18 protein-coding genes are annotated in these 23,741 nt (G+C 62.8%); 7 read left to right on the forward strand and 11 right to left on the reverse strand.

Annotation, left to right across the window (positions count from 1 at the left end; translation table 11 throughout):
• Positions 1-631, reverse strand: a 631-nt coding sequence (locus A2J01_RS13095) for a histidinol dehydrogenase (protein ID WP_197494215.1), incomplete at its 3' end; no start/stop codon positions are given.
• Positions 632-784: 153 nt separating this feature from the next.
• Positions 785-1,330, reverse strand: a complete 546-nt coding sequence (locus A2J01_RS13100; protein ID WP_064112858.1) for a hypothetical protein — start codon at positions 1,328-1,330, stop codon at positions 785-787.
• A 55-nt stretch (positions 1,331-1,385) separates the two neighbouring features.
• Here A2J01_RS13100 and A2J01_RS13105 point away from each other — a divergent pair, with 55 nt between their 5' ends.
• The 3 genes from A2J01_RS13105 to A2J01_RS13115 all read left to right on the forward strand — a co-directional run bounded on the left by A2J01_RS13105 (position 1,386) and on the right by A2J01_RS13115 (position 6,545).
• Positions 1,386-4,655, forward strand: coding sequence for an arabinosyltransferase domain-containing protein (locus tag A2J01_RS13105; protein ID WP_442971562.1), 3,270 nt, complete (start codon positions 1,386-1,388; stop codon positions 4,653-4,655).
• 140 nt (positions 4,656-4,795) lie between these two features.
• Entirely contained in the window at positions 4,796-6,049 is a 1,254-nt protein-coding gene (locus tag A2J01_RS13110) for a glycoside hydrolase family 1 protein (protein ID WP_082900860.1), read from the forward strand.
• A gap of 46 nt (positions 6,050-6,095) precedes the next feature.
• Entirely contained in the window at positions 6,096-6,545 is a 450-nt protein-coding gene (locus A2J01_RS13115) for a hypothetical protein (RefSeq protein WP_007732260.1), read from the forward strand.
• On the opposite strand, the gene A2J01_RS13120 is transcribed toward A2J01_RS13115, so the two are convergent.
• The gene (locus A2J01_RS13120; RefSeq protein ID WP_064112860.1) at positions 6,523-7,326 is read right to left on the reverse strand and encodes an AraC family transcriptional regulator; all 804 of its coding nucleotides are present in this window, start codon (positions 7,324-7,326) and stop codon (positions 6,523-6,525) included. The genes A2J01_RS13115 and A2J01_RS13120 overlap by 23 nt on opposite strands.
• Before the next feature lie 92 nt (positions 7,327-7,418).
• On the opposite strand from A2J01_RS13120, the gene A2J01_RS13125 reads away from it, so the two are divergent.
• A complete protein-coding gene (locus A2J01_RS13125) occupies positions 7,419-8,222 on the forward strand; it encodes a sulfite exporter TauE/SafE family protein (RefSeq protein ID WP_231915781.1) in 804 nt (267 codons plus the stop codon).
• Here the strand turns inward: A2J01_RS13125 and A2J01_RS13130 are convergent.
• Together A2J01_RS13130 and A2J01_RS13135 are read right to left on the reverse strand one after the other, a co-directional pair.
• Positions 8,219-8,824, reverse strand: coding sequence for a dihydrofolate reductase family protein (locus tag A2J01_RS13130; protein WP_064112862.1), 606 nt, complete (start codon positions 8,822-8,824; stop codon positions 8,219-8,221). The genes A2J01_RS13125 and A2J01_RS13130 overlap by 4 nt on opposite strands.
• The gene (locus A2J01_RS13135; protein WP_003942413.1) at positions 8,818-9,474 is read right to left on the reverse strand and encodes a nitroreductase family protein; all 657 of its coding nucleotides are present in this window, start codon (positions 9,472-9,474) and stop codon (positions 8,818-8,820) included. The genes A2J01_RS13130 and A2J01_RS13135 overlap by 7 nt, the downstream gene beginning before the upstream one ends.
• 110 nt (positions 9,475-9,584) lie before the next feature.
• Here A2J01_RS13135 and A2J01_RS13140 point away from each other — a divergent pair, with 110 nt between their 5' ends.
• Entirely contained in the window at positions 9,585-10,214 is a 630-nt protein-coding gene (locus tag A2J01_RS13140; protein ID WP_037130153.1) for a LysE family transporter, read from the forward strand.
• 21 nt (positions 10,215-10,235) lie between these two features.
• On the opposite strand, the gene A2J01_RS13145 is transcribed toward A2J01_RS13140, so the two are convergent.
• From A2J01_RS13145 to A2J01_RS13165, 5 genes are all read right to left on the reverse strand, one after another.
• Positions 10,236-10,907, reverse strand: coding sequence for a DUF1345 domain-containing protein (locus A2J01_RS13145; protein ID WP_030537075.1), 672 nt, complete (start codon positions 10,905-10,907; stop codon positions 10,236-10,238).
• A 53-nt stretch (positions 10,908-10,960) separates the two neighbouring features.
• The gene (locus tag A2J01_RS13150; protein ID WP_064112863.1) at positions 10,961-12,280 is read right to left on the reverse strand and encodes a lipase family protein; all 1,320 of its coding nucleotides are present in this window, start codon (positions 12,278-12,280) and stop codon (positions 10,961-10,963) included.
• Positions 12,281-12,300: 20 nt separating this feature from the next.
• Positions 12,301-13,632 (reverse strand): SAM-dependent methyltransferase, encoded by a 1,332-nt coding sequence (locus tag A2J01_RS13155; RefSeq protein ID WP_007732273.1) that lies wholly within the window; start codon positions 13,630-13,632, stop codon positions 12,301-12,303.
• A 127-nt stretch (positions 13,633-13,759) separates the two neighbouring features.
• Entirely contained in the window at positions 13,760-15,316 is a 1,557-nt protein-coding gene (locus tag A2J01_RS13160) for a pyridoxal phosphate-dependent decarboxylase family protein (protein ID WP_007732275.1), read from the reverse strand.
• Positions 15,317-15,319: 3 nt separating this feature from the next.
• Positions 15,320-16,711, reverse strand: coding sequence for an MFS transporter (locus A2J01_RS13165; protein ID WP_197494216.1), 1,392 nt, complete (start codon positions 16,709-16,711; stop codon positions 15,320-15,322).
• Between the two features lie 124 nt (positions 16,712-16,835).
• On the opposite strand from A2J01_RS13165, the gene A2J01_RS13170 reads away from it, so the two are divergent.
• The gene (locus A2J01_RS13170) at positions 16,836-17,489 is read left to right on the forward strand and encodes a GNAT family N-acetyltransferase (RefSeq protein WP_197494217.1); all 654 of its coding nucleotides are present in this window, start codon (positions 16,836-16,838) and stop codon (positions 17,487-17,489) included.
• 77 nt (positions 17,490-17,566) lie between these two features.
• A complete protein-coding gene (locus A2J01_RS13175) occupies positions 17,567-18,136 on the forward strand; it encodes a DUF5655 domain-containing protein (protein WP_063316116.1) in 570 nt (189 codons plus the stop codon).
• A 350-nt stretch (positions 18,137-18,486) separates the two neighbouring features.
• On the opposite strand, the gene A2J01_RS13180 is transcribed toward A2J01_RS13175, so the two are convergent.
• A complete protein-coding gene (locus A2J01_RS13180; RefSeq protein WP_231915782.1) occupies positions 18,487-23,733 on the reverse strand; it encodes an amino acid adenylation domain-containing protein in 5,247 nt (1,748 codons plus the stop codon).
• Positions 23,734-23,741 lie beyond the last annotated feature (8 nt).

The raw sequence follows: 23,741 nt of genomic DNA on the forward strand, positions 1-23,741 counted from the left end.
CAAGCTCGGTTCCATCGGTGTCGGTTCCGCCGTAGGTAAGGAGGGCGACGCCCTGCCCGCCGCCGACGGCCCACACCTCATCGACGCCGAGCATGGCTGCGGCGGCAAGAATGGTCGGGTGCGGCAATCCGCCGAAGTCGGCTTGGGGCGGCGAGGCGACAACAAGCGATCCGACGCCGGCCGTCTGAGCCGGCACGACGTTCATGACAACGCTGGACGGGTACACGGCATTGCCGCCGGGCACGTACAGCCCGACGCGCTCGACCGGAACCCAACGCTCGGTGACCGTGCCACCCGGAACGACCTCGGTGACGGTGTCCTTGCGACGCTGATCGGCGTGCACCTTACGGGTGCGCTCGATCGCAACCTCGAGGGCTTCCTTGACTGCGGGGTCGAGTTCACGAAGTGCGCGCTCGAGCTCGGCTGCTGGTACACGAACCGAAGCCGGACGAACGCCGTCGAACTTCTCGCCGAATTCGAGGGCGGCTTCTGCCCCGCGATCACGGACGGCTTCGACCATCGGGCGAACCTGATGCAGTACCGCGTCCACATCCACTCCACCTCGGGGAAGCGCGGCGCGAAGTTCGGCCGTGGATGGGGTACGACCACGCAGGTCGGTGCGGGCAAGCATGAGAGTTCCTCTCGTACGCAAACGGGGTGCCTGTGCAAGCGGCAGCAAACCGGTCCGGCATCACAGGCCCTGAACAGCGCGCCTGAAACACAGAACTGATGTCAATTATCCAGGATAGGCGCACCCCGTTTTTCACCGGTCCACCTGCAACGCTCACTGCAGGTCCGGCGCCCGCCGCCGGGCGAGTTCGATCAGCTCGTCCCTTCGAGGTGTTGCCACCGACATTTCACGGCCGTCATGCAGACGAAAGCGGACCCCGTCGCCGGGAGATGCGAGAATTACCCGCATACCTGGGCCGGTCATTCGATAACCGATTCCGGAGCCCATCCCGATATGTACTGCAGTGGCAGACACAACTTCGTCCCACCGAAATACCTGACGCAGCCCCGGAGACAGCGCGATCGACACTCGTTCGACGTCTGTGGTGATGATCACGCGCACCTTCCACATGTACGCGGCCAACCCGAAGGACAGGACCGCGGACAACACGGCGCCGACGTAGCCCGCCGAGTCGCGATCCACGATTGCCGCGAACCCGCAGACAATTACCAGGACAATTCCGAGGACGACGCACAATGCGACCGCCGACCGCCGCAGTAGTGGGCTCAGGGGAATGGACTCGTGAAATTCGCGCACAGCACCCCCCGCCTCGATCGCCGACAACCCCACCCCGAGGAATGACACCGGGAACACGACCATCCCATTACTCGCGCTTTTATAACAAACACGTCACGCACAGCTAGGGTCCAAAGTCGTGACAGACAGTGACGTGGCCACGACCGCACCTCCGGCCTTGCCGACCCCTCAGCGATCCAGCGGACCGAACCGAGCACGGATCGTTGCGATTGTCGCATCGATCCTCGGCATAGTTTTGTGCGGATCAGTGCCGTTCCTGCCGATCGAGCAGGACACCGCCGCCGTCAACTGGCCGCAGGCCGGGTCGACGACAAGCGTCGAGGCGCCATTGGTCTCGTACACACCGTTGCGCATGGAGGCATCGATTCCGTGCGCGTCGATCAGTGAGTTGGCCGCCACCGGCGGAACGCTCGTCTCGACTGCTCCCCCGGGTGCCGCCGATGCGCGCCGCTACGGATTTGTTGCCACTGTCTCCCCCGAATCCTCCGACGCTCCCGCTCGGGTCGACGTTGTCCTACGCGATCGAGTGTTGCTCTCGACACCCGTCGCTGATCTGCCGAGTGGATGCGCACTCACGCTCGCCGCCGAGCCGACCCGAACCACCTTCAGTGCCACCGGTTCCGAACCGCGCGTCATCGAGGGCGACAGCCGGCCACAGGTAGTCGGCGTCTTCAGCGACCTCGATTCGGCGGCAGCCGGTTTGAACGTCTCGATCGAGGCGGACTCTCGCTTCACGTCGAGCCCGTCGGTGATCAAGACTCTCGCCATGATTCTCGGGGCACTCACGGCTGTCGTGTCCCTCTTCGCGCTGCACCGCCTCGACAACCGCGACGGCCGGGGCACACGCAAATTTCTGCCCGCCCGATGGTGGAAGTTCACCGTCCTCGACGGCGTCGTCGTCGGAACGCTGGTGCTGTGGCACTTCATCGGCGCTACCACCACCGACGACGGCTACCAGTTCACGATGGCAAGAGCCTCCGAGCAATCGGGCTACATGTCCAACTACTTCCGGTGGTTCGCGGTCCCCGAAACCCCGTTCGGAACGCCGTATTACAACATCCTCGGACTCCTGGCCCACGTCAGCACCGCAAGCCCCTGGGTCCGTCTGCCTGCTCTGTTGGCAGGCATCATCACCTGGCTCGTCATCAGCCGGGAGGTTGCGCCTCGGCTGGGCGCCGCCATTCGCGGAAATCGACTCGCCCTCTGGACCGGCGCGCTTGTCTTCCTCGCTTTCTGGCTTCCGTTCAACAACGGACTGCGCCCCGAACCGATCGTTGCCCTCGGCGTGCTGCTGACCTGGTGCTCGATCGAACGCGCCGTCGCGACGAGACGACTTCTGCCGGTCGCAGTCGCGATCCTGATCGCCGGATTCACCTTGACTGCCGGCCCTTCCGGCCTCATCTGCTTTGCCGCACTCATCGCCGGAATACGCCCGATCATGCGCATCATCATCGAACGTGCGCGCACCACCGGTTACGTCGCGGCTGTCGGGCCACTGCTAGCTGCCGGACTCTCGATTCTCATCCCCGCGTTCGGCGATCAAAGTCTGGCCGCCGTCATCGAGATGCAACGCGTCCACTCGATCTCACCGAATCAGCCCTGGTTCGACGAGTACCTCCGCTATCAGTACCTCTTCAACATCTCCGTCGACGGTTCCCTGACTCGCAGATTCGGTGTGTTCGTCATGGTTCTGTGCCTTGGCGTCTGCACCGCGATGATGCTGCGCAAGGGGGGCCGGATTCCCGGTTTGGCCGCCGGCCCGTCACGCCGCGTCGTGGGGCTGACGATCGGCGCACTGCCACTGCTGATGTTCTCGCCGACCAAGTGGACGCACCACTTCGGAATCTTTGCCGGACTCACCGCCGTTCTGGCGATGATGACGGCCGTCGCCGTGGGAACAAAACTCCTGCGCTCGCCGCGCAATCGGGCCCTCTTCGCGGCGGCCGTCCTGTTCCTCCTCGCGGTGGCATTCACCGGCAGCAACAGCTACTACTACGTGTCCAGCTACAGCGTTCCGTGGTGGGACAAGCCTGTGTCCATCAGCGGACTCGGCGCGAGCACCGTCCTCCTCGGGCTGACGGTGCTGATGCTCGGCGTCGCCGCGTGGTACTTCTTCCGTGAGCCGTACACCGCGGGGAAGGAACCGTCCGCGAAGCACGCTCGACTGCTTGCCATCTCGCCACTGACGGTTGCCGCAGGTGCCATGGTCCTCTTTGAGGTGCTGTCCATGGCCAAGGGCGCGGTCACCCAGTACCCGGCCTATTCGGTGGGCCGTGCAAACGTCGACGCCGTTCTCGGCCAACACTGCGGACTCGCCAACGACGTTCTGCTCGAGACCGATCCGAACGCCTCGATGCTGACGCCCCTCTCGGGCAGCGTCGCCACAGGACTGTCCGCCGGTGGGGCTACGGGATTCGATCCGAATGGCGTCGCCTCCGACCTTCGAGCAGACAAGGAAGCCACGGCTACCGGCGGCGCGAACACCGTCGACACCTCCGAGGACACCGCCGGCAACTCGGCCGGAACCGGCGGTGGCGCCGGACAGACCGGAGTCAACGGCAGTTCGGTCGCGTTGCCGTTCGGTCTCGACCCGGCGACAACACCCGTCATGGGTAGTTACGGTCAGCCCTCCCCCGGCACTCTGACCAGTGACTGGTACCAACTCCCCGACGTGGGCGAGAACGCCACACGTGGCGACATCATCTCGATTGCCGCGGCTGGTCGTGTTCGGTCCGTCGACAAGGACGGAATCGTCACCTACGGCCAGAACGTCGAGGTCGAGTACGGCACAGCGCGTGGCGTCGACGATGCCGAAACAGACGCTGTCGAAACACTCGGAAAGATCGCGCCCCTCGACATCGGCCCGGCGCCGTCATGGCGGAACCTGCGTGTGCCGTTGGATCAGATTCCCGTCGAAGCCAACAGCATTCGACTGGTCGTCAGCGACTACGACAGCAAGCCCGACCAATGGGTGGCCGTCACCCCGCCGCGGGTTCCGAAGACCCAGAAGCTCAACGACGTCGTCGGTTCACAGGCGCCCGTCATGCTGGATTGGGCTGTCGGACTGGCATTCCCATGCCAACGCCCCTTCGATCATCGGGTCGGTGTCGCCGAGGTCCCCGAGTATCGGATCCTTCCCGACCATTCCGGCGCGCTCGTGACCAGTGCCTGGCAGGACCACTACGGCGGTGGACCGTTGGGGTGGATCGATCTGCTCCTGACCGCTCAGACCATTCCGTCGTATCTCGACAACGACTGGGCTCGCGACTGGGGTTCGATCGAGAAGTACACACCGATCGATCCGAGTGCAGTACCTGCCCAGGTCGACGAAGCGACCGTTCAGCGCTCCGGGACGTGGAATCCGGGATCGATGACCATGGTTTTCTGAGCGGAATTTCTGAGCGGCTGGGTCACTGAGTGACACGGTCCAGTCGCGGGCGGATCGGACGAAACGCCTGCGACTGGACACTTGTATGACTTAGTCTCCCAGGCATGGGAGCCCTGTCACGGTCTATCGCGCCTGCGCTGATGGCACTGACGTGCCTGTTCGGGGTGCTGGCCCTTCCCGCTCACGCCTCGGCTGAGGTACCGGATGACTTCCTCTGGGGCGTTGCCACCTCCGGGTTCCAATCGGAAGGTTCGTCGCCGGACAGCAACTGGTCTCGATACTCCGATTCCGGACGAACCCACGACAAGATCGGTGACTCGGTCGACTTCCGTCATCGCTACGCCGAGGACATCGACCGGGCGGCCGATCTGGGATCGAAGGTTTTCCGATTCGGCGTCGAGTGGGCGCGAGTTCAGCCCGCCGCCGGGAGCTGGAACGAGACCGAATTCGCCTACTACGACGACGTGGTAGCTCACATCCGCGCGCGGGGCATGACTCCGATGATCACACTCGACCACTGGGTGTATCCGGGATGGGTTGTCGATCAAGGCGGCTGGACAAATCCGAAGACGGAAGCCGATTGGCTGGTCAACGCAGAGAAGGTAGTCGAGCGGTACTCCGGAATCGGGGCGCTCTGGATCACGATCAACGAGCCGACTGTGTACGTTCAGCGCGAATTGACCTACGGCGGAATCGCACTCACCCAGGCGCCGTCGATGTTCGACTCATTGGTCCGAGTCCACCGGGCGATCTACGACCGCATCCATGTTCTCGATCCCGGTGCCCGCGTAAGCAGTAATTTCTCCTTCATTCCCGGCGTGTCCGAGGCGATCGATTCGGTATTCACGGATCGAGTGCGCGACAAGCTCGACTTTCTCGGCATCGACTACTACTACGGTGTGGCCCTGAACAATCCGACTGCCGCGTACGCCGCACTCGACGAGTTCTACAACGTCACGCCGCAGCCCGAAGGCCTGTACGACGCATTGATGCGGTACTCGGGCAAGTACTCGGAACTCCCCCTCTACATCGTCGAGAACGGCATGCCCACCGACAACGGAACGCCGCGTGCCGACGGATACACACGCGCGAATCACTTACGCGATCACATCTATTGGATGGAACGCGCCCGAGAAGACGGTGCCGACGTGATCGGCTACAACTACTGGTCCATCACCGACAACTACGAATGGGGTTCGTACCGACCTCGATTCGGCCTCTACACGGTCGATGTTCTCGGCGATCCCACTGCGGCCCGAATCCCGACCGACGGCGTCGACGCCTACCGCCGGATCATTCACGAGAACGGCGTCGGGGCCGACTACGTGCCCGTCATGGCCCCGGCTTTCTGCTCGCTCGTCGATCCTCCCCGCAGCTGTACGGCTACTCGATGAGGGCCGTTTTCCGAATTTCCTCCACTCCTCGTCGTTAGGATGTCCCATGCGAACACTGCGAAATATCGCCGGAACTGCCGCTGCCACCGCTGTCCTGATCCTGGTTGCCGGAGGCGCTGCGACGGCAGCCCCGAACCCGGCCGATTCACCCCGCGAGGCGCAAGCACGCGCCTACATCGACGCCCTCGTCTCCCATGACGTCTCCGATGTTCATTTCGCCCCGGATGCGACCCGCGTCGAAGCCGGACTCAAGACGGGGTTCTCCGGACCACAGATGTCCGCCGACCTCGAAAACGGCATCCAATACCGCGTTATCCAGGGCGTCCGAGACCTCGAGATGTCGGAGGCCGGGGACATCGTCTCGACCACCTACCTGCTGGACGCGGGAATCGGCGGCACTCGCCTCATGACCGTGGAGATTCGTGAAACCTTCGAAGTCCGTGACGGTCTCATCCACGACGTCGTCGCCGACATCATCCCTGTGTCTGTGTCGTGACGCGCGCCCGATAGCTACTGGGCGGTGAACCCGAGACTCGGGTGCACATCGCCGCGAAGGCAGCCGGCGTCGAGTATCCGAGCTCAGACGCAACGGCCGTCACACTGGCCCCGGCAGAAAGTTTCGGAAGCGCGTGAAGAATGCAGGCACGCTGCATCCACGACGACGCGCTCATCCCCGTTTCCGAGATCAGCAAGCGGTGCAGTGTCCGTTCACTGACGTGGAGTCGGTCAGCCCACCGCGTGGGCGAGTCATGGATCGACGGGGCTGCGAGATACTGCGCGCACAACGCCCGCAATCCCGGGTGCCGAGGCAGCGGGAGTTCCACAGGTAGGGGCGCAAGATCGCGAAGTTCGTGCAGGATCAGCTGAAATACCGCGGCGCTGCGTCCGTGTGCGGGGAAGTCGTCCTCCACATTCAGCTCGACATCCACGTCGACTGCAGCGACAAGTAACTCACGCAGGAGCGACGATACTGCGACGACTCGGCACCTGACCGGGAACCACGGCGCTGCGGACGGTTCGATGTAGAGGCTTCGCGTGCTGACGCCGTCCATTGTCACGGCATGAGCGACACCGGCGGGAATCATGACCGCATTGGACGGCAGAACCGTCCACTCACCGTCTTCGGTTTCGACGTTCATCGCACCGTTCACAGCGAAGAGAAACTGGGCTCGTCGATGTTCGTGGGCGGCCAGCACGTGACCGGGTGGGTAGTCGGTTCCGAGTGCGAGAACACCGCGGGGTGAGTGATCGACGTCGTTGATCGAGATGTTGCGCACCGGAGGAACCTACCGAGTCCGTGTCTGATTGACAATGGAACCTGGCGAACCTTCGAATGTGCGCCAGCGGAGAAATCGCTACCGTTCATCAAGTGCTTCACTACGCCCTCATCCTTCTCGCTTTCGGCGCCTTGACCGGAGTCACCACCGTTCTGTTCGGATTCGGTGGCGGGTTCGTCACTGTCCCAGTCGTTTACGCTGCATCGACGCTGAGGCCGGACGTCATCGATCCGATGCATGTCGCCGTAGCATCCTCGGCGGCCGTGATGGTGGTCAATTCACTCGGTGCCACAGTCGCATTCAGGAAGTCAGGACGGCTTCGGACGGAGTACATCAGACCTCTGATCGGCCCCGTCGCACTCGGAGCCGGGCTCGGAGCGGTTGCGGCGGGCCACGTAGACGACGGCGTCGTCCGGATTCTGTTTGTGCTCTACCTGCTGGTGACAATCCTGGACAGTCTTCTGCGACAAGGGTTTCTGACACCATCTGAACCTCGCGAACATCTTGACCGTCACGGCGTCCGCGCTGTCGGGATTGGCATCGGTGCCGTCGCAAGTTTCCTCGGAGTCGGCGGGAGCGTCATGACGGTTCCGATGATGCGACGCCGCGGAGTTCCGATGGCCGACGCCGCCGCGAGCGCCAACCCGTTGAGCTTGCCTGTCGCCGTCGTCGCGACTGCGGTGTATGCGGTCTCATCAGGGCACAGTTCAGCCTCGGATCTGTCGGCGGGCAGAGTCGGCGCTGTCGACCTTCTGGCCGTCTGTGCACTACTCGCCGGTTCCCTACCGGCGATCGCGCTGAGCCGACGAATCGTCGGTGCCCTACCGGACCGAGTCCATGCCGCCGCCTACATCGCTCTACTCGGCGTCGTCACGGCAGTGATGGTGATTGCTTAGCGAACGGCGTATCGCAGATAGATGACGCCGCCGTCGAAGGTTTTCTCCTCGAGCAGTTGCAGATCAAGCCGGCTTTCCGGGAGAGCTCGCAATCCGCCACCGATATTGACCGGACACAGGAACAGTCTGACTTCATCGACCAAACCCGCCGCGAAAGCACTAACCGCAACCGTCGGTCCACCGATCGAGATATCTTGTACCGCTTCACTCTCGAGCAAACGGATGAAGTCTTCATCGAAGCTCGGGACAATCCTGGTACGTGCGGTCGACACCTCGTTCAGCGTCGTGGAGTACACGATCTTGTCGATTCCACGCCAGATCTGAGCGAACTCGGCGGTCGCCGCCTCGATACCGGCAAACTCGTCCGGAGCCGAAGGTCCTCCTGCCACCGAAGAACGCTCGAGATCCTCGGACGCCATTGTTTCCCAGGGAATCATCGTCTCGTACATCCGGCGCCCGAGCAGGTACGTGCCGACTCCCCTCTCGAGCTCGTTGACGAACGCGTGGACCTGCGCGTCGGGAACCGCCCAGTCGAAGTTCCCCTGCTCATCGGCCACATACCCGTCGATCGAGCAGATCGCCGAGTAGATCAGGCTCACCATCGGTCCACGTGCAGCACGTTGTCGACCGGTTCACGGGCGGCGGGTTTGAACGTCTCGCCGGTGAAGTACGCCGTCGGGATGAGCGCAGCCTGATGGAATCCGGCCGGAATGCCCAGCAGCTCGGCAACTTCCGCTTCACGCTGCAAATGCAATGTCGTCCACGCCGTACCGAGCCCACGTGCCCGCGCGGCCAGCGCGTAACTCCACGCAGCCGGGAGTAGCGAACCCCACAGGCCGGCTTGGTTCCCCTCCGGCAGCGTCTTGCCCGCCTTGATACACGGAATGAGAAGGACCGGCACCTCACCCATGTGCTCACCGAGCCACGCGACGCTGGTGCCCACGCGTTGTTGAATCGGCGCGCGATCGGGATCATCGGCGAAGAGTTTTGCCGCCGAACCGTGAGAGGCAAGGTACTCGTCGGTGACTTCCTTGTAGATCTGCCCGACTGCTGCACGCAGTGCCGGATCGGTCACCACCATCCACTGCCAGCCCTGGCGATTCGAACCGGAGGGCGCTTGCAGGGCGATCTGGAGGCATTCCTTCACCAGGTCCAACGGCACGGGACGGGTCAGATCCAGACGCTTTCGAACGGTCCGCGTTGTGGTCAGCAATTCGTCGGGTGTCAGGTCGAGTACGGGATACGACGTCATCCCCCGATCATTGCACTGTCGCGAGCAGTGAGCAGGACTGTCCGTCTACACTTTTCTGATCCCGTGCGTGCTCGTTGTCGGGAGTATTTCCCGATCAAAGGACTTTCGACATGAGTTGGCACGTCTGGTTGGCGTTCTTCGGAGCAAGTTGGGTGATCAGCCTGTCGCCGGGGGCCGGCGCCATTGCGTCGATGTCGTCGGGACTTGCCTACGGCTTGCGACGCGGATACTGGAACATCTTCGGGCTCCAGTTGGGATTGTTGCTGCAGATCGGAATTGTCGCGGCGGGGGTCGGTGCAATTCTCGCCAGTTCGACCGTGGCCTTTTCCTTGATCAAGTGGTTCGGTGTCGCATACCTGGTCTACCTGGGGATCAGGCAGTGGCGATCGGCGCCCACCGAGGTGGAGACCGACGAGGCAGCCGCGAGCAGCTCCGGTCCGATGATGATGCTTCGCGGATTTCTCGTGAACGCGAGCAATCCGAAGGCCGTCGTTTTCATGCTCGCAGTGCTCCCGCAGTTCCTGGACCCGTCGGCGCCGCTGCTGCCGCAGTATCTGATCATCGCCGCCACGATGTGCGCAGTCGACGTGATCGTGATGACCGGATACACCGGCCTGGCCGCCCGGGTGCTCACCTTGATGCGCTCCCCCAAACAGCAGCGAACCACCAATCGAGTGTTCGCCGGTCTGTTCTTCGGAGCCGCCGGCTTCCTCTCGAGCATCGGGCGTGCAGCGGCTTGATCGGTCACACGGCTCGAGAGATCACAGGCCCGCAATCAAGTTGACGACGGACGCCACGATCACCGAACCGAACAGGTACGACAGCAATGCGTGGCCGAGTGCCATCGCGCGCATGTCCGACGACTTCAAGTTGGTGTCGGAAATCGCGAAGCTCATCCCGACCGTGTACGCCACGTAGGCGAAATCGCTGTACCTCGGCGGTTCTTCCTGATTGAAATCGATTCCGCCGTCGGGGCCGGAGTAGTACAGCCGTGCATATCCGAGGGCGAAGAGCGTATGGACCGCCAGCCACGAGATCACGACGCTGCCGACTGCAACCGATGCCGCCACTACTTGGTAGTGATGTCCGTCGGGTGCCGCCAGGAGCAGGAACGCGATACCGACCAGGCTCGCGACGGCGGCACCGAGAATCAGCAGGTGCGCGACGTTTCGGGCCGGCTCTTCGCGCGTTGCGTGGCTTGCGGTGAGCGTCGCATCGAAGGGCCAGACCAGAATCCACGTCCACACCGTGAACACCATCGCCGCCACATCCCAGCCGATCAGAAACGCGAATCGGGGATAGCCGACCAACGCCGTGACGACACCGGCGGCCACACCGAGCAGCAGACCCGTCGACACTCTCAGCGCCGGCCCGGCACCCAGGGCGCTCCGTGGAACCGGGTTGATCGGAAGGTCGTGCGGTCGATCGTTCACGGGCTCAGTCAACCACTGTTCGAAGTGAGACGGTGGTTACGTGACACGGCGACTCAGGCGTTGCACGCACCGACTATCGGCTTGCCGTTGAATCTGTCCAGCACGTACTGCAATCCGACGCCGAAATCCGCTACGGCCGGCGCGAGGTGGTTGTTGCCGCTCCCCGGATTCACCGCAGGCAGGGTGTCGGTGAACAACGTCGCCTCGGCCCCGCGCGCGCACCAGTCCTGAACCAGGCGCCGGGTTTGCTCGTACGGGATGAAATCGTCGTTGAGCGCTCCGTTGACCAGAATCGGCGAGGCCGGGGTTCGCCGCCCGATGCGTTGTTCCTCGATCACCTGTTGGATCTCCGGTACCGATTCCACCACGTCGGCGAGTGGTCGTCCGTCTGTGGTCCACGACGCCGTCGACTGCTTCCCGTACTTGGTTCGGGAATCGATGAGGCATTGCCCGGCGACGTCGGCGAGCACGGACCGGCCGTAGTCGTTGAGTCGAGATTCGATCGGCTCTCGGGCGGCGGGATAGCGGTCGAGGACGCCGTTGATCGTGTAACCGATCGCGGCCATCAGGCCGGTACCGTCGATATGACGCAGAACGCTTGCCAGGTCTGCCGGGGGCGCGCTCGCGTAACTCCCGACCAGATTCAACTCAGGCGCGTATTCGGGTGCCAGTTCGGTTGCAGCGGCAGTGGCGCCGCCGCCCTGCGAATGGCCCCACAGCGCTATCGGATCGTCCTCTCCTGCCTGCGCGAGGGCTCGGGCAGCGCGTGCACCGTCCAACATCGCATGGGCTTCCTCGGCGCGATTGACGTAGGTATGGACGCCGGGTGTTCCGAGTCCGATGTAGTCGGTGACGAATACACGAACGCCCTGGGCGAGGAAAGCGAAAGCAAAAGCTGACTCGTAGTTGACACCGACACTGTCCACACCGGCACCGTAGTTCGACGGATTCCCGGGTTCCGCCAGGCGGAGCTGACCGGCAGTGGGAAACATCCTCGACGGCGCGCACTGATCACCTTGGCCCTGCGTACCCGGACCGATCACCACCGTCGGGCGGGGGCCCGCTCCTGACCACGGGGCAGCCGGCTCCAGGTACGAGCCCGACACAGCAACCTTGGATCCGTGGGCGTCGGTACTCGAATACAGGATCCGGGTCCCCACACCAGGCACTCCGCCGACGGCACCGGCCAGAGCCAGCGGTTCCGTCCGAATCACCGAACCCGGATCACCGACGTCGCCCGGAATCGCATCGTAGAAATCGTTCACAGGTTCGGCGTTCGACATCGGTGTGAACAGCAGCGAGGTCGGCAACAGCGCCGATACCGCAACGGCCGAAACCTTCAGTGCCGCGAGGACAACCTTCCGGGTGCTCATGGAAATCCAACGTATAGGCCTCAGTCGACGCGCGGACCGGTTTCGATCTGCGGGACTTCAATCGATCGATACCAACTGTCACGCGAGCGGGCCATGCCGCTGGCCCCCCGATCCCCTGGTTTCACGGCCAGAACCTGATGAATCGTAAGCCTGTGCGGCTCCTCGAAACCCAGGGCACTGGCAGCGAGATACAGCAACCAGGTTCGCACCCGGGGAGCACCGACCTGTAAGACCGATGCGTCCCAGTTCTCGCGGAGGTTCTGCACCCATGCGCGCAGTGTCAGTGCGTAATGCTCGCGCAACGCTTCGCTGTCACGCGTCTCGAAACCCGAAAGTTCCAGCGCATCAATGGTTTTACTCAACGGAAGGATCTCACCGTCCGGGAAGATGTACCTGTCGATGAAGCTGGGACCGTCATCGACGTTGTCCGACAACGACTTCACCGCGGCGATGGCATGATTGAGCAGACGACCCCGCGGCACGAGCAGGTCGTAGAGTTTTGCCGTGTACACCGGCAAATTGACCAGGCCCACGTGCTCGGACATGCCGATGCTCGAAATCGCGTCGTAAGGGCCGTCGTCGACGTCGCGGTAGTCCTGCACCCGAATCTCGATGCGATCGGTCAAACCCGCGTCGGCAACTCGCCCCTTGGCGTATTCGACCTGCTCGTTGCTCAGCGAGACTCCGACGACGTCGACGCCGTAGTTCTGGGCGGCGTGTAATGCCATCGATCCCCAACCGCAGCCGACGTCGAGCAGTCGCATTCCCGGCTTCAGATCGAGCTTGCGGCAAATCAAGTCCAGCTTCGCGTACTGAGCAGCTTCGAGGGATTCGACACCTTCCGGCCAGTATCCGCACGAATAAACCATGCTCGGCCCGAGGAACAGTTCGTAGAAGCGATTCCCGACGTCGTAGTGATGGGAGACAGTCGCCGAATCGCGTGATCTACTGTGCCGCTTGCCTCGCTTACTACGCATCTCGATCGCCGGGGGTGATGGTGGTGGACCCACCGCTCCCAAGCCGGCGAAAGTACCGGCGGCGCGAACAATCGAGCGCAGCGGCAACGTCGACAAACGATTCTCACCGAGCCGCGTGACCAGTTCCGGGACGTCGAGGAGCGCGAAGATATCGCCGTCTACGTCCAGATCGCCGGAAACGTACGCCCTCGCCAGCCCTAATTCGTTGGGAGAGTAGAGGACCCGCCGTAGGGCACGCCGATTCCGGAAGTGAACCTGCGCAGCGGCGTCCGGTGGCCCTGCCTCCGAACCGTCCCAACATCGCACGCGAACCGGAAGCGGAACCCCGATCACTTCCTCGAACACCGTCAAAATCTTGGCCGCGGCACCAGTCACTGATCAACCCTCCGACAAAAGATGGTTAGCCGATGACAGAAAACTTACGCCCGATTCGCGAATCTTTCGCGCCATTTGTCCGAGTTTTGGACAGTGTTCATCGCGGTTTCGGTATTCATCGCCGAGTTCAGGGCTCCACCATTCCGGCGAGGAATTCCACCAGCAGTCTCTTCGTGACCTCACGTGGCAGCGATTCCACTGCCGCGAGGACGGCCGCCATGTCCAAGGGAGAATCGGACGAGCCCCGAGGATCCAGCCCCGCCGACGTCAACGCTGCCGCGACGGCGTCACTGGGCAACGCAAGAACATCGGCGACGGTGACATCGCCACGTTCGAATGCTCCGGCCAACTCTGCCAGGGCCGGCGGCGCCTCGGCTGCCGCCGAGCCGCGAACGTCGTCGGCACCGAGGACGAGTGCGCTGGTCAACTCGCCGAGCACAGATTCCGTCACCGGGGTGACGGTGAGGTGGGTTGTTCGAGGCAACGTCGTCCCGTCAGGTTGCGTCGACGCCGGCTGCCCTTGAAGGACGAAGCCGCGAGCACCGACAGCGCTCACCCAGCGATGCGGATCCACTCGCCGTTCGAGCGGCACGGAATCGTCGGTAGCGACCGCGAACAGTGGTCCCACCGGCGAGCCCACGACGCGAAGACCCTCGATTGCCTCGACCGTGCCGATCAGTGCACGAGTGGCCCGCTGCGCCCGGGACACCAATTCGGCGTACCCGGATTGCCCGAGGACTTGCGAAATCGCCCAAGCACCGGCAAGAGCAGCAACGGATTTGGAACCGAGAAGCGTGGGATTGACCACCGGGTACCCCGGCCAGTCCGTGAGTCCGAAATACTGCTTGCGATGCAGATCTCGCCCTCGGTGCAGCAGGACCGAAACGCCTTTGGGCGAGTATCCGTACTTGTGGAAGTCGACGGACATGCTGGTGACCCCGGGCACCCGGAAATCCCAGGGTGGCAGATCACCCCACCACGGCAACGCAAGCCCACCGATGCAGGCGTCGACATGCAGTGGAATCGAATGTGCACGAGCAACTTCCGCGACATCGGCGATCGGGTCGAGCGCCGCGAACGGGTAGCTGGGCGCGGAGACGACGATCAAGACCGTGTCTTTCCGAACTGCCGTCGCAATATCTTGTGCGCCGACGCGCCCCGACGTGGGATCTACTGGTACCAGGATCAGTTCCAGTCCGAGCAGGTGAGCTGCCTTGTGGAAAGCGGCATGCGCGGTGGTCGGAAGAACCAGCGAACCCTCACCCGGCGGGAGCCCACGGAAGTCGCGAGCTGCCTTGACGGCCAACACACAACTCTCCGTTCCGCCGCTGGTGACATTGCCGACGACTACGCCTCCGGCGTCTGTATCTGAGGCTGGGTCTGAAGCTCCATGGAGGAACTCGCGTGCGAACGCAACCAACTCACGCTCCATCACCGCGGTGGACGGGAACACCGTCGGGTCGAGACCGTTGACCGGCTGAACCAATCGAGCTGCGTCCGCTGCCAACTCGTCGAGCGCTGCGAGGCCGCTGTCGTACACGTACGACAGAACCCGGCCTCCGTGCGTCGGAGCGTCCTGCTCGCGAAGCGAACGCAACCGACTCAAGATGTCGGCCGCCCTCTTCTCGAGGTTTGCGCTCTCGACGATCTTGCCCTGAAGTTCCTCGGCCCGAGTGGAACTCATCGTTCACCTTTCGTTCTCGTGAGTGGATTCTTGTTCGGTGCGGTAATTCCGCAATACGACCAGGCTGATCGCAACCAGGATCGCCGGCACGACCGAGAAGCCGAGGGCAATTCCGGTCAGCGCCGATTCCGGTTGCACGACAGCCTCGCCCGCAGTTTTCGAAACGAAGCCGGTCACCGCGAGTACACCCAAGAACACCGCGGGTCCCAGGGCAAGGCCTGCGGTTTCCGCGGCGGTCCAGATACCACTGAGCGAACCACCGCGTTGGCGCCCACCGATTCGCGCGTCGTCCTCGATGACGTCCGGAAGCATCGCCAGCGGGAACACCTGCATGCCGGCGTAGCCGACGCCGGCAAGCGCGACGGCACCGTAGATCCACGAACCCGCGTCGACAGCCGCAAGCGTCAACAACGCCGTGGCGACGACGAACAGAACCGAAGACACCACGTAACCGCGAAGCTTTCCGTACCGATGCGAGAACCGGTACCACAGCGGCATGACGACGAGAGCTGGTCCGACGAGTGCAACGAACAGACCGGTGAGCGCACCTTCGTTGCCCATCACATAGGTCGCCAGATATTGCGCACCCGCCAACATCACGGCGGTGGCAAGAGCTTGGAGCACGAAGACGCTGACCAGCAATCGGAACGCGCGGGTACGTTGTATCGCGTCGAACCCGTCCCGGTACTGCGAGAGCAACGAGCCGACCGGCGCGTCCGCGTGAGTCACCGTGTGGCGCGCGGCTCCGCGAACTGCCCAGATCATTGCCCCGCACATCAGCGCCGACACCCCGATCGCCATGACCAGATAACCGCGTGCTCCGCCTCCGGCAGCATCGCGGAGCTCGGGTCCGCCGGCGCCGATGACCAGAATTGTCAGGGCCAACACCGCAATTCGAACCGATACCAACCGGGTGCGCTCGTGGTAATCGCCGGTCAACTCGGTCGGCAACGCGATGTACGGCACCTGAAAGAGGCTGTAGGCACTCGCCGCGAGCAGGAAGAAGACGAGCACCCACATCGCCCCGACTCCGGGGCCGGCCGACACCGGGGCCGAGAACGTGAGAATGAAGAGCAACGGCAGTCCCAGAGCGCCTGCGAGCATGAGTGGCACTCGCGTACCAGTTCGATGAGAGCTTCGGTCGCTGATCGACCCGATCAGCGGATCGATCAGGACGTCGGCGATTTTCGGGACAATGACCACAAGCGACGCGAGCGCCGCGGCAACGCCGAGCGTGTCGGTCAGGTAGTACGCCAGTACCAGACCTGGCAGAACACCGAATCCACCCGTACCGACACTTCCCGCTGCGTATCCGGCCACCACACCACGCGAAAGCCTGTCAGGCGATCTACCTTCACGAAGACGTACCGGTTTGTCTGTAGTCACCGTCCACACACTAATGTCACGACTCCGTACCGCGAGGGCAAAAGAATCCCGATGACCAGAAGTCGCTCACTCGGACGTGCCTGGCATGCCAGACTGTGACCCGATTCGCACACGAAACGAAGGTCTGAAGACGATGGTTGACCCACTGCGAGAGATCTGGCCTCCGTACGGAGTCACGATCACGTGTGGGCCCATCACCTTGCTCCCTGTGCGCGACGATCATTTCCCCGAACTCACTGCGCTGGTCCGAGCCGGCATTCACCCTGCCGAACAGATGCCGTTTCTCGTCCCCTGGACGGTGGGCACTCCCGACGAAGTGTCGCGAAGATTCATCCAATACCACTGGTCGGTCCGCGGAGCGATGACCATGACCGACTGGAAATTCGAAACAGCCATTGTCGTCGACGGAGAAATCGCCGGCTGCCAGGCGTTCGCCGCGACGGACTTTCCTACCAGTCGTACCGGTGAAACCGGCTCGTGGATCGGACGCGGGTTCCAAGGCCGGGGTGTCGGCACTCTCGCCCGACAGGCAATCTGCGCATTCGCATTCGACTCTTTGGGTGCACGAAGCGTGGTGTCATCGGCATTCACGGACAACCCCGCCTCGATCACGGTGTCCACCAAAGTCGGGTACCGCGCAGACGGCACAGTAGAGGAGTTGGCTGCCGACGGTCGCATGACCGTGCGTCGTCTCTTCACCCTCAGCCGCGAAGATTTTGTCGCACCGCCGTATCCCGTCGAAGTGACCGGCGTGCGCGCGTTCAAGACGATGCTCGGCATCGACTGAGCGAGCTACCCGTGCACCGTGAGAACCGAGAGAGCAGCGACAACCGGAAGACCAGTGACAACCGGTAGAACAGACACATGGAACCCTCCGACATGATGGCCGCAGTCACCTCGTCCATGCGCGACCGTACCGGGCGCACCCTCGAAGAATGGGTTGAGGCCGTACGGACGTCCGGGGTCGACCCGCTCGATCAGAACGAAGTGCGCAAGTGGCTGAAAGCAGAGCACGGTGTGCCGCAGAATTCGCAGTGGGCAATTGCATTCGAGACTGCCGAACAGTCCGGATGGGTGGAGCCGACCGTCGAGCAATACATCGACCAGCAGTACAGCGGCCCGAAGGCGGCACTGCGGCCGATCTTCGATGCAGCCCGACGTCTGATCGACGAACTCGGAACCGATGTTCGGGTCGAAGGCCGCGGAACCTACACGCCCTTCGTTCGCGCTCGCCAATTCGCCGCCATCGCAGCGGCCACCAAGGCCCGAGTCGACCTCGGACTACGTTTTGTCGAGGCCCCCGAATCCGAACTTCTTGTCCCGGCCAAAGCTCCCGGGCAGTCGACCCACAAGATCGGGCTCAGCAGCACCGCAGACGTGAACGACGAAGTCGGATTGCTGACAGCGATCGCGTATCAACAGAACGGCCGGTAGGTCACTCACTCACCGCCACGCAAACGCTCACCGGCAGGCTGCACGAAAGTCCCTGTCCTCCTTGTCGGAGAACAGGGACTTTCTTCACCGCGGGGGAAGGTCGCTGCGACGTGTCAGCTCAGGCCGAAGAGCGCGCCGATGATGGTCCGAGCAGCCTCGAAGAGCGCGTCGACGGACGGAACACCGATTTCAGAGCTGATGGAAAAAAGGGAACCCAACATACGATCCTCCGGAGATAGTTTCTGAATGGCTTACTGCCACAAGGGAAATGATACCGATTCCACTTGCGGAACTGAAGCAAGGGGACCACGGGAGTGACAATTCCGGACCAAAGTCCCGGCCCGTTAGATCTACTGCACCCCAGTATGATTGCGATCCTTCGAATCCGAATCGACACCTTCGAGATAGCCGACGAGAACTTGGGCGACCTCCGCCAACACCTCAGTGCTCGACATTTCCGAGTGGGAGCAGTCGACCAGGTACGCCCGCAACGGCCCCACCAGTTCGGACCACCTTTCGACCAGGTGACGATGTTCAGGCAGATCATGCTGCGCCACAAACAGTTCCACTGACCCGAAATAGTGCCTCGGCGTGTGGTCCCGAACGATTCGCGACAGTTTTTCCACCCGACCCACTACGGATTCGAGTACCGTGTCGGAAAGGAAATCCATACCGGTCTGCCTTCGGATCTCTGTCGCAACGTCTGTGAAAGTCAGTGCTGCAGTTTCAGTTTCAACCTCGGATAGCCCGATCTGCGCGAATAGTTCGGAAGGTTTCGGAGCCGCTTGTACCGATGGCATCATCTCCGGTAACAGCGCGTCGAGCATGACAACCGAACCGACCAGATCGCCGGCCTCTTCGAGCTGGCTCGCCATCTCGAGCGCGATCGTTCCGCCGGCAGACCAACCGAGTAGATGGTATTCACCCGACGGCTGCACCGTCCGTACGGCATCGACGTACCCCGACGCCAACTCCGCCACCGTACCTGGCAATTCACCTGCTCCCGTTGCCTGGATGCCGTACACCCGTCGACCCCGCAGCTGACCGACGAGTCCGGCGTAGCACCAGGCAATTCCGCTGACCGGATGCACACAGAACAACGGCGGCCGTTGGTCATCGGGGTCGCCTCCGAGCATGACGACCGTGTCCAGCGGATCCGAACGAAGCGAATCACCCTCGAAGACATCGGCATGAACGAGATCCATCCGAGAGGCAAGCTCCGCCACAGTTCGGTCGGTGAAAATCCATTGAACCGGGAATTCCCTGTTCAGGCTCTCACGCAAGCGCGTAGCCACTCGAACTGCACCCATCGATGTCCCGCCGAGCTCGAAGAAGTCGTCGTAGCGGCCGACCGATATCGCGCCGGTCACGCCCTCGAATGCCTGTGCCACGTGACGTTCGGTATCCGAGATGGGTCGATCCACACTCGACCCTGGCTGCGGTGAAGGAGCAGGAAGTGCCGCTGCGTCTATCTTCCCCGAAGCGAGCAACGGTACCTCGCCCACTATCGTCACCGACGAAGGCAGCAGGTGCTTCGGCAGCAGGCCGGAGACGAACCCGCGAAGCTCCGATTCCGTCGCCGAACCGTTTTCCGCCAACGTCACATACGAACGGAGCTCAGCGGATCCGTGCCCGTCGTCACAGACAACGGTTACCGAGAAGGCCACTGCTCCATGGCTTGACAGAGCCGCGTCGACCTCCGCCGGTTCCACGCGGACACCCCGCACCTTCACCTGCGCGTCGTTGCGACCCAGGTACTCGAGCGCTCGGTCGTGACGCCTACGACGCACGAGGTCACCCGTGCGATACATCAGGGTCCCCACCGAATGAGGATTGGCAACAAAGCGCTCGGACGTCAGAGCCGGGGAAGCGACGTACCCCCGTGCCACATTCTCACCGGCGAGGAACAGTTCTCCCGCAACGCCATCCGGAACCGGTCGGAGCCTCTGATCGAGAACAAATGCTGTCGTACCAGGGACTGGAGTGCCGACAGTGACGTCCGCGTCAGTGATCCGTGCGGAAATCGATGCCGCGATCGTTGATTCGGTCGGTCCGTATCCGTTGACGATGCGATGTCGGGGTGACCACGCCGACGCAAGGCGCGCAGAGAGCGGCTCCCCCATCGATTCGACGATCAACGGTTGCACTGCATCCGGATCGACTGTCGCCAGGACCGTCGGCGTCACGATCAGATGTGTTACGTCAGCGGCTATCAGCAGATTCGTGAGTTCTTCTCCCCCGTAGACGAAGTCGGGAGTCAGAATCAGCGTTCCACACCCTGCAGCCGCGAGAAGGATCTCGATCACCGACGCGTCGAAGGTCGACGACGCCAATTGCAGGACTCGGGGGCCACGCTCGAGCTCGGCGATCTCGGCGTGGGCGGTGCAGACGTTCATGATTCCGCGATGTGAAACCTCCACGCCCTTGGGTCTTCCCGTGGAACCCGACGTGTAGATGACGTAGGCGAGGTTGTCGGGGTGAGCCGGCGTTGCCGATACCTCGGCAGCGCCACCAGCAGTGCGGGATTCGTCCATCGCCACCCACTCGACGCACTCGGGCAAACTCTCGGATGCACCTCCAGCTGTCAAACCGACAACCGAACCGCATTCCTCGACCATCGTCTGCCGGCGCGCTGTCGGCAGCGCCGGATCGAGCGACAGCCACGCTGCGCCTGCACGCGCTACTGCCCACAACGCAACGATCCACAGATGCCCGCGCCCGAGCGCAACGGCCACCACGTCGTCGGGTCCGATTCCTCGGACCACCAACTCGCGTGTCCAGTGCGACGACTCCTCGTACAGGTCGCGGTAAGTCCAGCGTCTGCCGTTCTCTTCCAGCGCTACGCCGTCGGGCGCCTGACGCAGAGCGCGTTCGAAAATGTCGGCAATCGTCAGAGGTTCGACGTGGCGAGGATTCGCAGCAGTCAGCGCCGAGCGTTCGAGTCCGGACAGCAGTTCGATCTCCCCGATCACAATCTCGGGTTCCACGGTCACTGATTCGGCGATACGTCTCACCCGCTGCATGAGCAGTTCCGCGGTCGACTCGCGGAACTTGTCCGTCGCATACAGCAATCGAATAGTCAGACTGTCACCGGTGTCGACCAGGTCCCACGTCAAGTCGTAACCGGTCGACGCCCCTGCATTGTCGATGTCGAAGACGGTAATGCCGTCGATCTGCGGCAACTCCAGCGCTCGCCGGTACGCCAGCATGACCGTGAACAGCGGATGCTCGTTCATCCTGCGCGGCGGATCAACCTTCGCAACGACGTCGTCGAACGAGACGTCCGCGTTCGCCATTGCTTCCAGATCGACGCGGCGAACCTCGTCCAGAACAGCAGCGAAACGATCGGTGGAGTTGATTCTCGTGCGCAATGCGACAGTACCCACCATCATTCCGGCGACGCTCAGCAGCGCCGGATCGTTCCGCAGACTCACAGCTGCTCCCACCACGACGTCGTCCGTGACGCACTCGCGAGCGAGCAGCACGGCAATCACGCTGTGGACGACCATGAATACCGTGACACCATGCGAACGAGCCAACGCCGACAACGCGTCGTAGGTGGCGCCGTCGAGGACTTCCGCCACCATCTCCTCGGATCGTGAAGACACGGGACTCCGGGGGTTGTCGACGGGTAGAGCCAACACATCCTCGACGCCACAAAGTGCGTCCGACCAATAGTCGAGTTGCCGGTGAGCCATGCTGAGAGAATCCTCGGGGTCACCCAAGCTCTCTCTCGCCCAGAAACTGTAGTCGCCGTAGCTGATCTCCCCCGACGAGCGATCCCAGGGAAGACCTGCCGACCTGGCCTCGAAGGCTGCCACGAAATCGGTCAGGATCGGGCCCATCGACGCTCCGTCGATCGCGATGTGGTGAACAACGATGACCAGGACCGTCAGTCCTGCAGAGTCGACTCCTGCCTTTTCGGTGAACACACGCACACGGAACGGAACATCTCGTTCGAGATCGAACGGCACAGTCGCGAATGCCGAAGCGCTCGCACGGATATCGCCGACGTATACCGCAGTGAGATCGAATGCAACAGAGTCCATTTCAAGTTGTTGCGGACCGAATTCGCCCGGAACACAGACAGTTCGCAATACGGCATGGTGATCGACGACGTCGCCGAGGGCGCTGCTCAAGACCGAACGATCGATGTCGTCTGCCAGGACCGCTGCAAACGTCAGGTTGTACGCAGTCGATTCCGGCTGAAGCTGATTGATCAGCCAGAGTCGTTGTTGCGAGGGCGCCAGCGGGGCCGGCTTGCCGGGATCACGTCGAGTCAGTTCGCGGCGTTTGCCATCGGACGCGCTCGCCGACAGCCACTGAGACATCGCTCGCGGCGACGGATTGTCGAAGACGGCGCGAACAGGCACATCTCGCGCGAAGATCGAGGCGAGTCGACCTGCCACCGCTGCCGCGGCCAACGAATCACCACCTGATTCGAACAGGTTGTGCAGAGCGCCGAAACTTCCGGACACGTGTTCCGACATGACAGCGGTGACGAGTTCCTCCGAAACCGTCACTGCTGCATCGGGCGCCTGGCTCTCGAACACATGGCGCCGCAACGCATCTGCGTCCAGTTTTCCGTTCGTCGTGAGCGGGATCGACTCCAATACGACCACGCGGCCGGGCATCAGATACGCAGGCAACATCGCGGCCAACTCGATTGTCAGCTGATCCGCCTCCACACCGTCGCCGACCGCACATGCAACCGCAATGTCGTCGACGAGGACAACCGCCGCAGCCTCGACGCCCGTGCACCGACGCAGAGCTGATTCGATTTCGGCGGGCTCGACGCGGATTCCTCGCACGCTCATCTGACGGTCGGAGCGTCCGACGAATCCGAGCGTGTCATCCGTGCGGCGATGAACCAGATCACCGGTCCGATAACGGCGGTGCCCACCGGGTGCTGCGATGAACGACGTGGCGGTGCCGGCAGGATCTCCGGCATAGCCCATCGCAAGCCCGGGCCCGCTGACGTACAACTCACCGATCCCGGCCCACGGCACCGGACGCAGTCGCGTATCGAGCACCTCTGCACCGATTCCGGCGAGCGGGACTCCGATGGTGACCCGATGATCCACCTCGGCGACAGTGGTGACCACCGTGCATTCCGTCGGTCCGTACGCATTGAGCATTCGCGCGCGGCGACTCCACGCACGCGCGGTGGAAGGTGAGAGCACATCGCCACCGACTGCCACCACCTCGAGCGAATCGAACCGCTCTGGAGCCATCGTGTCGAGTACGGCTGGAGTGGACAACATGTGAGTGACGCCGCGTTCTGCGACGAATTCTTCGAGTGCCCTTCCGCCGAAAGCCTCCCGAGGAGCGACCGCCAAGGTAGCCCCGGCGCCGATCGCCAACATCATCTCGAGGATTGCTGCATCGAACGTCGGTTTGTAACCGTGCAGCACAACCGAGTCCGAAGTCACGCCGTACTTGCGGACAGCATCGTCGGTCAGCAGGCCCAGTCCTCGGTGTGTGACTGCAACGCCTTTCGGTTCACCGGTCGACCCGGACGTGTGAACAACGTACGCGACTGAATCCGGATACTGCCGACCGGGAACAGGGCTGCGATCGGAGAGGACTGTGCGCAGCTGCTTCA

The organism is Rhodococcus sp. EPR-134 (assembly GCF_001647205.1).
Taxonomy (GTDB): domain Bacteria; phylum Actinomycetota; class Actinomycetes; order Mycobacteriales; family Mycobacteriaceae; genus Rhodococcus_F; species Rhodococcus_F qingshengii.

Bases quoted from the DNA above. Each gene is read 5' to 3' on its own strand.
- A2J01_RS13100 (WP_064112858.1), bottom strand. From the start codon at position 1,330: ATGGTCGTGTTCCCGGTGTCATTCCTCGGGGTGGGGTTGTCGGCGATC.
- A2J01_RS13110 (WP_082900860.1), top strand. From the start codon at position 4,796: ATGGCACTGACGTGCCTGTTCGGGGTGCTGGCCCTTCCCGCTCACGCC.
- A2J01_RS13115 (WP_007732260.1), top strand. From the start codon at position 6,096: ATGCGAACACTGCGAAATATCGCCGGAACTGCCGCTGCCACCGCTGTC.
- A2J01_RS13130 (WP_064112862.1), bottom strand. From the start codon at position 8,824: ATGGTGAGCCTGATCTACTCGGCGATCTGCTCGATCGACGGGTATGTG.
- A2J01_RS13135 (WP_003942413.1), bottom strand. From the start codon at position 9,474: ATGACGTCGTATCCCGTACTCGACCTGACACCCGACGAATTGCTGACC.
- A2J01_RS13140 (WP_037130153.1), top strand. From the start codon at position 9,585: ATGAGTTGGCACGTCTGGTTGGCGTTCTTCGGAGCAAGTTGGGTGATC.
- A2J01_RS13150 (WP_064112863.1), bottom strand. From the start codon at position 12,280: ATGAGCACCCGGAAGGTTGTCCTCGCGGCACTGAAGGTTTCGGCCGTT.
- A2J01_RS13160 (WP_007732275.1), bottom strand. From the start codon at position 15,316: ATGAGTTCCACTCGGGCCGAGGAACTTCAGGGCAAGATCGTCGAGAGC.
- A2J01_RS13170 (WP_197494217.1), top strand. From the start codon at position 16,836: ATGGTTGACCCACTGCGAGAGATCTGGCCTCCGTACGGAGTCACGATC.
- A2J01_RS13175 (WP_063316116.1), top strand. From the start codon at position 17,567: ATGGAACCCTCCGACATGATGGCCGCAGTCACCTCGTCCATGCGCGAC.